Source organism: Pseudomonas sp. MT92 (assembly GCF_058792515.1).
Genome location: NZ_JBXAFA010000018.1, coordinates 46,962 through 60,300 on the forward strand (window position 1 = coordinate 46,962; position 13,339 = coordinate 60,300).

Annotated in this window: 11 protein-coding genes and 1 tRNA gene; 9 read left to right on the forward strand and 3 right to left on the reverse strand. The window is 59.0% G+C overall.

The annotated features are described in order from the left end of the window. Nucleotides 1–3 precede the first annotated feature (3 nt). The 4 genes from AC1Q6D_RS27920 to AC1Q6D_RS27935 all read left to right on the forward strand — a co-directional run bounded on the left by AC1Q6D_RS27920 (nt 4) and on the right by AC1Q6D_RS27935 (nt 3,572). Nucleotides 4–639, forward strand: coding sequence for an NADH:ubiquinone oxidoreductase subunit N (locus AC1Q6D_RS27920; RefSeq protein ID WP_103406566.1), 636 nt, complete (start codon nt 4–6; stop codon nt 637–639). Nucleotides 640–898: 259 nt separating this feature from the next. After that, the gene (locus AC1Q6D_RS27925) at nt 899–2,404 is read left to right on the forward strand and encodes a YdgA family protein (protein WP_103406565.1); all 1,506 of its coding nucleotides are present in this window, start codon (nt 899–901) and stop codon (nt 2,402–2,404) included. A gap of 258 nt (nt 2,405–2,662) precedes the next feature. Next, nucleotides 2,663–3,244, forward strand: a complete 582-nt coding sequence (locus AC1Q6D_RS27930; RefSeq protein ID WP_103406564.1) for a YbhB/YbcL family Raf kinase inhibitor-like protein — start codon at nt 2,663–2,665, stop codon at nt 3,242–3,244. A 58-nt stretch (nt 3,245–3,302) separates the two neighbouring features. Next, nucleotides 3,303–3,572 carry a hypothetical protein gene (locus AC1Q6D_RS27935; RefSeq protein WP_219739184.1) on the forward strand — a complete coding sequence of 90 codons (270 nt, stop codon included), beginning with the start codon at nt 3,303–3,305 and terminating at the stop codon, nt 3,570–3,572. Between the two features lie 82 nt (nt 3,573–3,654). On the opposite strand, the gene AC1Q6D_RS27940 is transcribed toward AC1Q6D_RS27935, so the two are convergent. Next, a tRNA-Arg gene (locus tag AC1Q6D_RS27940) sits at nt 3,655–3,731 on the reverse strand. Nucleotides 3,732–4,081: 350 nt separating this feature from the next. Between AC1Q6D_RS27940 and gabD the strand changes: the two genes are divergently transcribed. The 3 genes from gabD to AC1Q6D_RS27955 all read left to right on the forward strand — a co-directional run bounded on the left by gabD (nt 4,082) and on the right by AC1Q6D_RS27955 (nt 8,352). After that, nucleotides 4,082–5,524, forward strand: a complete 1,443-nt coding sequence (gabD, locus tag AC1Q6D_RS27945; RefSeq protein WP_103406563.1) for an NADP-dependent succinate-semialdehyde dehydrogenase — start codon at nt 4,082–4,084, stop codon at nt 5,522–5,524. Nucleotides 5,525–5,721: 197 nt separating this feature from the next. Beyond that, nucleotides 5,722–7,002, forward strand: coding sequence for a 4-aminobutyrate--2-oxoglutarate transaminase (gabT, locus tag AC1Q6D_RS27950; RefSeq protein ID WP_103406562.1), 1,281 nt, complete (start codon nt 5,722–5,724; stop codon nt 7,000–7,002). Nucleotides 7,003–7,137: 135 nt separating this feature from the next. Beyond that, nucleotides 7,138–8,352: a response regulator gene (locus tag AC1Q6D_RS27955; protein WP_103406561.1), complete on the forward strand. Its 1,215-nt coding sequence runs from the start codon at nt 7,138–7,140 to the stop codon at nt 8,350–8,352. 51 nt (nt 8,353–8,403) lie between these two features. Here AC1Q6D_RS27955 and AC1Q6D_RS27960 read toward each other — a convergent pair whose 3' ends face one another. Together AC1Q6D_RS27960 and desA are read right to left on the reverse strand one after the other, a co-directional pair. Next, complete coding sequence (locus AC1Q6D_RS27960; protein ID WP_103406560.1) at nt 8,404–9,393, reverse strand: GGDEF domain-containing protein; 990 nt, start codon at nt 9,391–9,393, stop codon at nt 8,404–8,406. 150 nt (nt 9,394–9,543) lie between these two features. Then, the gene (gene desA / locus AC1Q6D_RS27965) at nt 9,544–10,728 is read right to left on the reverse strand and encodes a delta-9 fatty acid desaturase DesA (RefSeq protein WP_103406559.1); all 1,185 of its coding nucleotides are present in this window, start codon (nt 10,726–10,728) and stop codon (nt 9,544–9,546) included. A gap of 145 nt (nt 10,729–10,873) precedes the next feature. Between desA and dibA the strand changes: the two genes are divergently transcribed. Further along, entirely contained in the window at nt 10,874–12,793 is a 1,920-nt protein-coding gene (gene dibA / locus AC1Q6D_RS27970; protein WP_103406558.1) for a phosphodiesterase DibA, read from the forward strand. A 285-nt stretch (nt 12,794–13,078) separates the two neighbouring features. Then, entirely contained in the window at nt 13,079–13,261 is a 183-nt protein-coding gene (oscA, locus tag AC1Q6D_RS27975) for a sulfur starvation response protein OscA (protein WP_028943833.1), read from the forward strand. Nucleotides 13,262–13,339: the final 78 nt, after the last annotated feature.

A 13,339-nucleotide genomic window follows, 5' to 3' on the forward strand; every position in this document is an offset into this window, starting at 1 on the left:
ATAATGAAAAACCCTTATGCTCTCGGCTTCTGGTGCGCCGTCGTAGCGTTAGTGCTGCTTTCGGCCACCTATTTCTACGGCGTTATGCTGACCCACCAGATCGACAAGGCTCTGGTGTTCCTCGACAGCGCCACGGCGCTGATTGCCGTGATGTCCATCGCGGTGGTGGCCTGGGCCTCGGTCCAGAACCAGCGAATCAAAAAAAGACAACTCGAACAAGGCAAGACCCTGGTACTGATCTGGGACACCAAGGTCGCGCTGCGTCGTGTCGAAACGGTGTTCGACCGTTATTTCTGGGGCAGTTACTGGCAGCCAGGTCGCACGTTCCAGGAGGTCATGGGCGAACTCACCGGCACACCGCTGGAAAAGAGTCTCGAAACCCTGAAAAAACAATGCCTGGCGCTCGACAAGCAAGTGGCCGACGACGGCTGGCACTGGCTCAACAATGCGCGGGAACTGGCCGATGTCGCCGCCGCCATGGCCCGCGAACGCTATCAGCTGGATTTCTGCGACCCGCAGGGGGAAGTGATGGGCGGGGCGGTGATCAATCGCGACTTTGAAGTGCTGGTGTACACCTGGACCGCGCGGCTTAAAACCTTTGATCATCAGCTCGATGAGATCGAGGTCCAGTATTCCTGATGCTGCGTTGGCAGGTCTGACGCCTTCGCTGGCAAGCCAGCTACTACGGGGAATGTCCGCGACCTGTGGGAGCTGGCTTGCCAGCGAAGACAATCGCTCATACATGCGCCATAGACACTCTTTCACCTTTAATCCTTGGGCCGTCCACCGCGCCTGATGCTAATCTGCATCCCACTTTCAGCGCTGTCGCGACCGCAACCCGTCATGGGTTCAGGGAAGACGACTACACCTTCAACAACGGACATTGAACGGGTCATTCATGAATAAATCAGCAGGCGTGTTACTGGGAATTGTCGTGGCCATCGGTGCAATCAGCGCCGGCGGTGCCTGGTACACCGGCACCAAAATCGAAAGCGTGCTGAACACCTCCCTGGCTGACGCCAACCAGCAACTGCAAGCGGCGCTGGTCGGTCATAAAGGCACGGCATCGCTGGAACTGGTGTCGCTGGAGCGCCATGTGTTCAGCAGCACCGCGCACTATCGCCTCAAGGGCGAAGGTGAAATGTTCGGCGAGGAGCCGGTCGAGCTGCTGTTTGTCGATCACATCGAACACGGTCCGCTGCCGTTCTCGCGCCTGGTGTCGCTGAAGTGGCTGCCGGTCATGGCCACCAGTCATTACGAACTGGAAAAGACGCCGCTCACTGAAAAATGGTTTGCCGCCGCCAAGGATGTCTCCCCGCTCAAAGGCGTGGTCAATATCGGCTACGACAACTCCACCAACGGCACGCTGGAAATGCTGCCGCTGGAAACCGCACTGGATGACAAGTCCAGCTTGAAGTTTTCTGGCCTGAAACTCGATGTTTCGGCCAGCGCCCAGGCGCAGAAGGTCAAGGCCGACGGCTACATGGACAGTCTGAAGCTGACCACCGTTTCCGAAGATCAGGCACCGGTGCAGGTCGAATTGAACGGCCTGACTCTGGCCAGCAACCTGAGCAAAAGCACCTACGGCTACTACACCGGCGAAAACACCGTTGTGCTGACCAGCAGCCAAACCACGTTCGGTGCCAAACAGTCCGTGCTGGGCTTCAAGAATTTCGAGATGAAGAACCAGACCGAGGAATCGGGCACCAGCGCCTCCGGGCGTGCCGATTACAAGGTGGGTGAAGTGTCCTTGAACGGCAAGGCGTTCGGTTCGGCACAGTTGGCGATGAGCCTGAAGAACCTCGACATACCGGCGACGATGTCGCTGATGCAGGTTTACCAGAGCAAACTGCAGCCGTACGAGCAACTTGCCGCCGAGGCAGCCGAGGCGGGTCAACCGGTGCCGGAACTGAAGCTGACCGAAGCCGAAGAGGCGCAACTGAAAACCGGTCTGGAGCAATTGCTGGCGGCCGGCCCGCAGGTGGCCCTGGAAAACCTCTCGTTCAAAACCACCAACGGTGAAAGCCGCGCCAACCTGGTGCTGGACCTGACCAAACCACAATCGATCGAATTGCCGACTGACCAACTGATCAGACAGTTGATTGCGCTGCTGGACATCAATCTGCAAGTGTCCAAGCCAATGCTCGTTGATGTGTTCACCGTGCAATCGCAAATCGACGGCCAGACGGACGCCAAGCTGATCGCCGATCAGGCCACCGCCACCGCCGACATGTTTGGCAGCATGGCCGTCGGCTCGCAACTGGCGAAACTGGACGCAAGCAACATCGTCAGCAAACTGCATTACGCCAACAATCAGGTCGAGTTCAACGGCCAGAAAATGACAGTCGAAGAATTTGTCGGCTTCGTCATGAGCAAATTTGCTGGCGCAGGCGAGGTTCAATAAAACCGCCACCCTCCAGACAACGCCCGGCCTCTGCGCAATGCAGGCGCCGGGCGTTTTGCTGTTCGGCGGTTGAAATGCGGTCGACCTATCCTCGTCACCGTCTTCAGTAACGGGTGTAGGACGGTTCTGAGGCGCGGTGCTTCATTGAAAAAACGGCGCAATTGTTGAAGGTTGCGCCAAATCCTGGTGCCACCAAATGAAAGCTCCAGCTATAGTTTGCACGCCGACGACGGCCCCACCCGCACAAGGTACTCCGGCATGACCCGATTGACCTCTCTGAACCCTTGGCTAGCGGCCATAGCGGTCGCCCTTTGCGTGCAATTGCCGGCGCATGCGGCGCAGGCGGCACAAGCGACCCAGGAGCGTTTCACCCTGAACATCCCAGGCGTGTCGGATGACCGGTTGTTCACTTCTGCCGCTGCCAGCGATGCGCCGGGCTGCGGCGGGCATAATGTTTCACCGGCGCTGAGCTGGAGCGCCGGCCCGGCCGGAACGCTCAGTTACGCCATCGTCATGCACGACCCTGACGGCCAGAAAGGACAGGGTGTCGATCACTGGGTGCACTACGGCATCAAAGCGAGCACCCACCAGATCGCGTCCGGTGTCGGCGCAAAGTCCACACTTGAAGGCGTGTCCGGCATCAACAGCAAAGGCACCGCCGGTTACGTCGGCCCTTGCCCGCCGGCTGGCGACAGTGCGCACCATTACATCATCCAGATCTACGCCCTGGACCTCGCACCGGAGGCGTTGCCGGCAGGCCTGACCCGTGCGCAGCTGCTGGAACGAATCAACGGTCATGTGCTGAAAAACAGCAGCGTGGTCCGGCGTTACCACCGCTGAAGCCTGATCACTTCAGCGGCTTTGCAGAAAAAACTGAAGTGCGCGGCCTTCCGGGGATTTGGCATCCCTCCCCGAAAGCGCGCACTATCAGCTTGAAGTCGATGCGTTGGAGGATGCCGTGACAAAAAAAATCGACCGCATCGCCCAAATGCTTAACTGCCCGGAAAAGGGTGAGGAACTACGGCGAGCGATTACCGAAAGTCGTAAGGATTTTCTGCTGAATCAGCCGGAAGAAGACATCGTTGAAGACGACGTGCTCGAAGATGAAGTGTTCGAGGATGACGAGGACGATGATGAATACGACGAGTTTGATTGGACGACGGAATGAAAAAAACCGCTTAGGCGGTTTTTTTGTGCACCCACAAAAAAGCCCCAGACCTTACGGCCTGAGGCTTTCTCGTTTCTATAGATGGTGCACCAGGCGGGATTCGAACCCACGACCCCTGCCTTCGGAGGGCAGTACTCTATCCAGCTGAGCTACTGGTGCAGCGCGGGCGCCATGATACTCATATGCACTGCGGGCGTCCATGCTGCTGAATCGCCTGCGTTTTTCCAAAGCGTAACCTGCCTTTGTTACGTTGATCAGAAAATCGCAGCAAAAAAGACGTTTTCGTTCTTTTTTTCGAACGCCCTATTGTCCTTTAACCCCTTTGATCCTAGGATTCGTTTGAGATTTCAAACGCTCTTGTCTGGGTGCTGAACCGCACGAATTCAATACGTGCGCTATTTATGTGCTTCAGCCCGGTGAATGATTTCCCTGACGGCAGCCTACTGAGGCGCCTTTCTACAATCATAATTTGCTCCGCGTATCGCGCGGTGCTGTTAAGGAAAGCCGACATGCAGCTTAAAGACACCCAGTTGTTCCGCCAGCAAGCCTTCATCGATGGCGCTTGGGTTGATGCGGACAATGGTCAGACGATCAAGGTCAACAACCCGGCAACGGGCGAAATTTTGGGTACTGTGCCGAAAATGGGCGCTGCCGAAACCCGCCGTGCAATCGAAGCTGCTGACAAAGCGCTGCCGGCCTGGCGTGCACTGACCGCCAAAGAGCGTGCGAACAAGCTGCGTCGCTGGTTCGAACTGATCATCGAGAATCAGGACGACCTGGCTCGCCTGATGACCCTGGAACAAGGCAAGCCACTGGCCGAAGCCAAGGGCGAAATCGTTTACGCCGCTTCCTTTATCGAGTGGTTCGCCGAAGAAGCCAAGCGTATCTACGGTGATGTGATTCCGGGCCACCAGCCAGACAAGCGCCTGATCGTGATCAAGCAGCCAATCGGCGTGACCGCTGCCATCACCCCGTGGAACTTCCCGGCCGCAATGATCACCCGTAAAGCCGGCCCGGCCCTGGCCGCCGGTTGCACCATGGTGCTCAAGCCTGCTTCGCAAACGCCGTTCTCCGCGTTCGCCCTGGCTGAATTGGCCCAGCGTGCCGGCATCCCGGCTGGTGTGTTCAGCGTGGTTTCCGGCAGCGCCGGCGACATCGGCACCGAACTGACCAGCAACCCGATCGTGCGCAAACTGTCCTTCACCGGCTCGACCGAAATCGGTCGTCAACTGATGGCCGAATGCGCCAAGGACATCAAGAAGGTTTCTCTGGAACTGGGCGGCAACGCTCCGTTCATCGTGTTCGACGACGCGGACCTGGATAAGGCCGTCGAAGGCGCGATCATTTCCAAGTACCGTAACAACGGTCAGACCTGCGTCTGTGCCAACCGCCTGTACATCCAGGAAGGTGTTTACGACGCTTTCGCCGAGAAGCTGAAAGTGGCCGTGGCCAAGCTGAAGATCGGCAACGGTCTGGAAGCCGGCACCACCACTGGCCCGCTGATCGATGAAAAAGCCGTGGCCAAGGTGCAAGAGCACATCGCTGACGCCGTTGCCAAAGGCGCCACCGTGCTGTCCGGCGGCAAGCCGATGGAAGGCAACTTCTTCGAGCCGACCATCCTGACCAACGTGCCGAACAACGCGGCCGTGGCCAAGGAAGAAACCTTCGGTCCATTGGCGCCGCTGTTCCGTTTCAAAGACGAAGCTGACGTGATCGCGATGTCCAACGACACCGAGTTCGGTCTGGCCTCGTACTTCTATGCGCGTGACCTGGGTCGTGTGTTCCGTGTGGCTGAAGCCCTGGAATACGGCATGGTCGGCGTCAACACCGGGCTGATCTCCAACGAAGTCGCGCCATTTGGCGGCATCAAGGCCTCGGGCCTGGGCCGTGAAGGCTCCAAGTACGGCATCGAAGATTACCTGGAAATCAAATACCTCTGCCTGGGCATCTAAGCTCGAGGGCATAAGCCCGGCAAGGCATTGCTTCAAACGCAAAGGGCACGAGAGCGCTGTTCCTTTGCGTGCTTCAAACGGAATTTTCTCTGTGGCGGGGAAAGCTGTGGCAGTCGATCATCGCATGCTGCCGAAGTTGCCTCCTCGCTGCCTGATCCTTGAACCACGCCGACCGATGAGCGGCGAATGAGGAATGTATGAGCAAGACTAACGCTTCTTTGATGGCCCGCCGTACCGCTGCTGTTCCACGTGGCGTAGGCCAGATTCACCCGATCTTCGCCGAGTCCGCGAAGAACGCTACCGTGACCGACGTTGAAGGTCGCGAGTTCATCGACTTCGCCGGCGGTATCGCTGTGCTGAACACCGGTCACGTGCACCCGAAAGTCATCGCCGCCGTGACCGAGCAACTGAACAAGCTGACCCACACCTGCTTCCAGGTACTGGCCTACGAGCCGTACGTGGAACTGTGCGAAAAAATCAACGCCAAGGTGCCAGGTGATTTCGCCAAGAAAACCCTGCTGGTCACCACCGGTTCCGAAGCCGTGGAAAACGCCGTGAAAATCGCTCGTGCCGCCACTGGCCGTGCCGGCGTGATCGCCTTCACCGGCGCCTACCACGGTCGCACCATGATGACCCTGGGCCTGACCGGTAAAGTCGTGCCTTACTCGGCCGGCATGGGTCTGATGCCAGGCGGTATCTTCCGCGCGCTGTACCCGAACGAACTGCATGGCGTGAGCATCGACGATTCGATCGCTTCCATCGAGCGCATCTTCAAGAACGACGCCGAGCCGAAAGACATCGCCGCGATCATCATCGAGCCTGTACAGGGTGAAGGTGGTTTCTACGTCGCGCCGAAAGAATTCATGAAGCGTCTGCGTGCCCTGTGCGACCAGCACGGCATCCTGCTGATCGCTGACGAAGTTCAGACGGGCGCTGGCCGTACCGGTACGTTCTTCGCCATGGAACAGATGGGCGTCGCTGCCGACCTGACCACTTTCGCCAAATCCATCGCTGGCGGCTTCCCGCTGGCCGGTGTGTGCGGCAAGGCCGAATACATGGACGCCATCGCTCCGGGCGGCTTGGGCGGCACCTACGCCGGTAGCCCGATCGCTTGCGCTGCGGCCCTGGCCGTGATGGAAGTGTTCGAAGAAGAGCACCTGCTGGACCGCTGCAAGGCCGTCGGCGAGCGTCTGGTCACTGGCCTCAAGGCCATCCAGGCCAAATACCCGTCGGTGATCGGCGAAGTCCGTGCCCTGGGCGCAATGATCGCTGTTGAACTGTTCGAAAACGGCGACAGCCACAAGCCGAACGCTGCCGCTGTGGCATCCGTTGTGGCCAAGGCTCGCGACAAAGGCCTGATCCTGCTGTCCTGCGGCACCTACGGCAACGTTCTGCGCGTCCTGGTACCGCTGACTGCTCCGGACGAACAACTGGACAAAGGTCTGGCGATCATCGAAGAATGCTTCGCTGAGCTCTGATCGCCAAGTGTGACTTGATCGACAAAAAACCCGCTTCGGCGGGTTTTTTCATATCTGCCAGAACAGATACCACGTATTGATACTATTCGAAGGAGCGGCATTGGATAAGGTTCGAGCATTGTCAGGGAGCGCTGTATGACAGCTGTCATTTTACCCGCGGTTCCGAGAGTACTGATCGCTGAGGCCGACCCTTGGTCCCGTGATCTGCTCAAGGAAGTGTTGTTGAACGTTCGCTGTGACGCACGACTGGATCTGTGCGCCGACGGCCAGCAGGCGTTGGAGCTGCTGGCGGCCCACCCTTACGATCTGGTGATCGTCGACTGGGAATTGCCCGGTGTCGATGGCCTGAATGTGTTGCGCAGTGTTCGCCAGCGCAAACGCAACCCGCCGTTGCCATTCATCCTGATGAGCAGTCGCAACGACAGCGCCAGCGTACGCGAGGTCTTGCCGCTGGCGCCTGCCGCCTACCTGACCAAACCGTTGAACATGGAAAGCCTGACTCAGCGCTTGCACGGATTGCTGCTCGATGCGGGGGAAGAGGTGTCGTGCGAAGTGCCGGCGCTGGCGCCGGGCATGACCCTGTCTGTATTCCTGGAGCGTCGTCGTGAACTGTCCGAGGGCGCGCCGCTGATGACCGACGTGCAGTTGGCGGTCAAGCGGAGCCTCAATCCTGACGGTCTGGACTTGGCGGTGCTGGAAGACGAGATCCGCACAGACCCGCAGGTCACGGCGGTTCTGATCGCCGCCGCCAACAGCGCGGCCCAGCATCACGGCGCACCTGTACAAACCCTGTCGCAGGCGCTGCACCGACTGGGTACCGGGCAAAGCATGAACCTGATTCTCGGGCTGGCCCTCAAGCGCAGTGCACGGCTCAGTGATCCGTCCCTGTCGGACTACGCCGAGCGCTATTGGGACTTGTCGCTGCACACCGCCGAATACGCGCGAACGCTGGCGCGCTTGCTCGATCTGGATCAGGCGCGATGCTATTGCGCGGGTATGTTGCATCGGCTCGGCGATCTGGCGTTGTTGCGTTGTTTGCAGGAATGGAAGCAGGCCGGTGGTGAGCTGGACGAGCAAGAGGCGGTTGGCGAGGCGTTGGCCGAATTCAGCGCGGCCTACGGTTCGGCGCTGCGTACCCGCTGGCGATTGCCGCTGGAGCTACGAGAACTGATTGCGGCGACCTACCAGCTCGGTGGCGGTGTCTATTCCCGCGAAGCGCTGGTGATGAACATGGCGGCGCAGCTGGCGCGCCTGAGTGAGCATGAGGGGCTTGAGGACCTGGCCAAGAGCCGTACGGCGCGCTTGCTCAAGATCGGTTTGCCGGAGTTGGTACGCCTGCGCAAAAAATAAGGCTTCACCCAAACCCTGCAGGAGCTGGCAAGGCAGTTCCTGGAAGGGTATTCAGGCCGTCACTATCCGGTTCTTGCCCTCACGCTTGGCCTGATACATCGCTGCATCCGCGCGGGCAAACAGGCTATCCACACTTTCGTCCCCGGCGACAAGGCTGGTCAGCCCCTGACTGACGGTGATGCCAAACGTCTGGCCGTCATGCTTGAAGCTCAAACGCTGGATCTCCCTCTGCAGTCGTTCAGCCACTTGCAGGGCCATGTCCGGCGTGCAGCCCGGGAACACCGCCGCGAACTCCTCACCGCCAATGCGCCCGAACAGATCGCCACGGCGCAACACTGCTCGACCGCTCTCCGCGATACGCTGCAGCACGTTATCGCCTTCCTGGTGACCATAAGTGTCGTTGATGATTTTGAAGTCATCGATGTCCAGCATCAGGAAGGACAACGGTGTCCCTTGTTGACGTGCGATTTCGAATTCCTGATGAGCGCCTTCGAAGAAGTGGCGACGATTGCTGCTCTGGGTCAGGGCGTCGGTGGTGGCCAGGCGTTGCAGCTCGGTTTCCATTTGCTTCTTGTCGGTGATGTCTTCAGCGATGCCAACGATGATGACCGGCTGCCCTGGCTCGGCCTGGCGGTTCATGAAGCATTTGTCGCTGAGCCAGCGCACTTGGCCGTCGGCGGCAATGATCCGGTATTCGCGGTCTTCGATCGCGCCTTTTTCCAGCACGTCCGCCAGGCTGCGCTCGGCATATTCCAGATCGTCGGGGTAGATGCTGTCACGCCAGTGGTTGTAGTCGGACAGCAGCAGGTCGGCGGAGCGCCCGAAAATCCGCTCATAGGCCGGGCTGACATACAGCACCTGGCGGGTTTCCCAGTTGAATGCCCAGAGCACGGCATTGACACTCACCAGCAGGGTGCTGAACAGCTGTTCGCGTTCGCTCAGTCGCGCCACTTCACCTTGGGCATGCATCAGCGCCAGCAGGGTTTGCGCGGCCTCGGGCCATTGCGAAGGGGATGGGTCTTCTTGGTTTGTAATGACCATGGGTACACATCTCAAAGGGCGTGCGCCGCTTTGGATTCGAAAGCGGCCACAACGAAGCCTGCCTGGGTGGCGAAGTGTCTTTGAGAGGGAGGATTTGAAGCGAAGTTCCGAAAGGTGCGCCCTGGTTAGGGGGCGCACCGATCAATGGCGTCAGGCAGCGGTCGGGCGCAGGGAGTAGGTTTTGAGTTGGCCGGCGAAGTCACGCAGGGATTGAATCCCGCTGGCTTCGGCTTCGTGTACCCAATCCTTGATGGCGGCCAGCATGTCGTGACCATTGGAGCTGGTCTTGACCCAGATCTGCTGCAAGGCCAGGCGTTTTTCGTAAATGACCTTCAGCGCCTGGCTGTGTTCGAGCATGTTCTGGATGCGGACATGGTGTTTGTCGTCCAGCAGGCTGGTTTCGCGCGAAAGCAAGCGCTTGGCGCGGTGGAACTGGTGGCGGACCGAGTGATCGACCTTTTCCAGCTCCTGCTTGACCAGCGGCCCGATCACCAGTTTGCGGTACTGGGCCATGATCTGGAAGCGGTTGTTGAGGATCGCCATGGCGGTGTCCATGTCCAGGTGGCCTTTGCCTTCGACACGATGGGCAATCGGCGCGACCCGCTGGACCTTGGCCAGACGCAGGAAGCTGAACACTTGAATCCAGGCCCAGCCCAGATCGAACTCCCACTTCTTCACCGACAGTTTTGCCGAGTTGGGGTAGGTGTGATGGTTGTTATGCAGTTCTTCACCGCCGATCAGGATGCCCCAAGGCACCAGATTGGTCGCCGCGTCACGGCATTCGAAGTTGCGGTAGCCGATGGCATGGCCCAGGCCATTGACCACGCCGGCGGCCCATACCGGGATCCACATCATCTGGATGGCCCAGATGGTGATGCCGATGGTGCCGAACAGCAGCAGGTCGATGACGGCCATGATCGCCACGCCCAGCAGCGGGAAGGGGGTGTAGAGATTGCGCTCGATCCAGTCTTCGGGGCAGTTCTTGCCGTAGATGCGCAGGGTCTCGGGGTTTTCCGCTTCGGCGCGGTACAACTCGGCGCCTTTGCGCAGAACAGTGGACAGACCCTTGATGACCGGGCTGTGCGGGTCATCGACGGTTTCGCATTTAGCGTGATGCTTGCGGTGGATAGCGGTCCACTCGCGGGTGTTCTGCGCCGTGGTCAACCACAGCCAGAAACGGAAAAAATGTTTCAGGCCGGCATTCAGCTCAAGCGAGCGATGGGCTGAGTAACGGTGCAGATAGACCGTGACGCCGACGATTGTCACGTGGGTCATCAGCAGGGTGACTGCCACCAATGACCAGGGCGACAAGCCGAGAAAACCTTCGTACCACATAGGCTATAGGGCCCTCGATATAGAAAAAACAGCCGTTGCATTATCACTAAGCCCGCGGAGAAAACCAGTCGCTCTTTCGGATATGAGTGGCTGGATGTGACTTTGCCCTATAATCCCGGTTTTTTGCAGGGATATGGAAAGCCTAATGTCTGCCAGCTATCGCTATGCCGTGCGTGCAGCGCTGCTTTACCTCTTGCTTTCTATGATCTGGCTGCAGTTCAGTAGCCATTTATTGAACAGCTTCTTCGATAGTTCTGCCGAGCTTTCGCGATGGCAACTGATCAACGGTTATGTTTGGGTGGTGATCAGCGCCGGGTTTATCTTCATTGCCCGGGCGCGATTGCTTCGTTGTCTCGGCATCGGCGCCAAATTGCGTGAGCGCAGCGAAGATCGGGAGCGATTGCGTCAAGCCGCCGCCGTATTCGATTGCACCCGCGAAGGGGTGTTGGTCACCAATCACGATGGATTGATTGTCCATGTGAACCGGGCTTTCATCCAAATCACCGGTTATCAGAGTGAGGAAGTGCTGGGGCAAAGGCCCAACCTGTTCAAGTCCGGGCGCCATCCGGCCGCTTTCTACCAGGCGATGTTCGCGACACTCCAGAGCAAAGGCGAGTGGAGCGGGGAAATCTGGAACCGTCGCAAAAGCGGCGAAATCTATCCGCAATGGCAGACGATTCGTCTCATTCATGATGATCAGGGGCGGCTAAGCCATTTCGTGGCAGTGTTTTCCGACATCAGCGCGATCAAGAACTCTGAACACGAACTGATTCGCCTGGCGCACCACGATCCATTGACCGATCTGCCCAACCGCTTGCTGTTCACCGATCGCACCCAGCAGGCATTGACTTCGGCGCAGGCTCAAAAGCGCGGCTGTGCACTGCTGATGGTCGATCTGGATCACTTCAAGATGATCAACGACAGCCTCGGGCACACCATCGGCGATCACATGCTCAAAGCGGTGGCGGAGCGTCTTGCGGCGATGTTCGGGCCGGGCATTACGCTGGCACGGCTGGGGGGTGATGAGTTTGCGGTGCTGGCCGAGAGCTGTCCGCAATTGGTCCAGGCTGCGGCGCTGGCGCAGCGGATCATCGATGGCCTCAAAGAGCCGTTCCTTATCGACGAGCACCAGCTGTTCATCAACACCAGCATCGGTATCAGCCTGTTTCCCGGCGATGCCTTGAGCGCTGAGCAATTGTTGCGCAACGCTGACTCGGCGCTGTTCAAGGCCAAGAGCGCCGGCCGCAATGGCTATGCCCTCTACACCGAAGAGCTGACCGCCCACGCGCAACAACGGGTCGAGCTTGCATTCGAGCTGCGCCGCGCGCTGGAGCAGCAGCAATTGCGGGTTTACTACCAGCCGGTCCATGACATGCCAACCAGCCGTATGATCGGTGTCGAGGCGCTGGTGCGTTGGGAGCATCCGGAGCGCGGATTAGTGTCGCCGGCAGAGTTCATTCCCGTTGCCGAGCGCACCGGGCTGATTGCCGAAATCGACGCCTGGGTCATGCGGCAAGCATGTCAGCAAATGTGCCAGTGGCAACAAGCTGGCGTGGCCTTGTCGTTCGTCGCGGTGAATGTCTCATCGCGCCTGTTCGCCCGCCGTGAGCTGTATCAGCAAGTGGCTCAGGTGTTGCGCGACACCGGGCTGGACCCGGCCTATCTGGAACTGGAGGTCACCGAGAGCGCGGTGATGGAAGACCCGGAGGTCGCGCTTGAGCAAATGCACCGATTGCGCGAATTGGGGGTGCGCCTGGCCATCGATGACTTCGGCACCGGTTATTCGTCGCTGCTGCGACTCAAGCGCCTGCCGGTGCAGAAGCTCAAGATCGATCAGGGTTTTGTCGCCGGGCTGCCGGGGGACGAAGACGACGGAGCCATTGTGCGGGTGATCATTGCCCTGGCGCACAGCATGGGAATGCAGGTGCAGGCCGAGGGGATCGAGCAGGTCGAACAGGCGGCGCTCCTGCTTGAGCTTGGCAGCCATCTGGGCCAGGGGTATTGGTTCGGGCGGCCGGTGCCTCCCGGACAACTGAATTGGGCGCATGCACCGGCAATCGGTTAAGCGTCTGTTGCGCAAAACCTGTAGGAGCGAGCTTGCTCGCGATGGTGGCAGGAGCGCCGCGTTCATCCAGGCCGTCCTGGTTTTCATTCGCGTCCATCGCGAGCAAGCTCGCTCCTACGGAATTCCCTTCCCCCGCAAGCCCTTGCCCCATCAAATAATGTCTTTTGGTTATATAAACATTCTTAAATAGTCTTTTTAAGAATATCTGCGCCTCTCTACTATTGGCCTCACGCCGCAAGCAGTGCCGCCACTGCCAGGCAACCTCTCAGTCGAAGGAGCAGCACCATGAGCGCATCTCTACGTAGCGTTGACGGCCAGGACGAAGCAACCATCCTGCGTGAAATCCAGAGCGCCCTGCGCGATCTGCGTTTTGGCGCAGTGGAAATCACCGTCCACAACGCCCAGGTGGTTCAGATCGAACGCAAAGAAAAATTCCGCCTGCAGAACCCGGGAAACAAACCGGGCTGAAGCGAAAAATCAAAAGATCACAGCCTGCGGCAGTTCTAGCGGGGGATTGTGCGGGAGCTGCCGCAGGCTGCGATCTTT

Bases quoted from the DNA above. Each gene is read 5' to 3' on its own strand.
- desA (WP_103406559.1), bottom strand. From the start codon at position 10,728: ATGTGGTACGAAGGTTTTCTCGGCTTGTCGCCCTGGTCATTGGTGGCA.
- AC1Q6D_RS27930 (WP_103406564.1), top strand. From the start codon at position 2,663: ATGACCCGATTGACCTCTCTGAACCCTTGGCTAGCGGCCATAGCGGTC.
- gabT (WP_103406562.1), top strand. From the start codon at position 5,722: ATGAGCAAGACTAACGCTTCTTTGATGGCCCGCCGTACCGCTGCTGTT.
- gabD (WP_103406563.1), top strand. From the start codon at position 4,082: ATGCAGCTTAAAGACACCCAGTTGTTCCGCCAGCAAGCCTTCATCGAT.
- AC1Q6D_RS27920 (WP_103406566.1), top strand. From the start codon at position 4: ATGAAAAACCCTTATGCTCTCGGCTTCTGGTGCGCCGTCGTAGCGTTA.
- AC1Q6D_RS27925 (WP_103406565.1), top strand. From the start codon at position 899: ATGAATAAATCAGCAGGCGTGTTACTGGGAATTGTCGTGGCCATCGGT.
- AC1Q6D_RS27955 (WP_103406561.1), top strand. From the start codon at position 7,138: ATGACAGCTGTCATTTTACCCGCGGTTCCGAGAGTACTGATCGCTGAG.
- AC1Q6D_RS27960 (WP_103406560.1), bottom strand. From the start codon at position 9,393: ATGGTCATTACAAACCAAGAAGACCCATCCCCTTCGCAATGGCCCGAG.
- oscA (WP_028943833.1), top strand. From the start codon at position 13,079: ATGAGCGCATCTCTACGTAGCGTTGACGGCCAGGACGAAGCAACCATC.
- dibA (WP_103406558.1), top strand. From the start codon at position 10,874: ATGTCTGCCAGCTATCGCTATGCCGTGCGTGCAGCGCTGCTTTACCTC.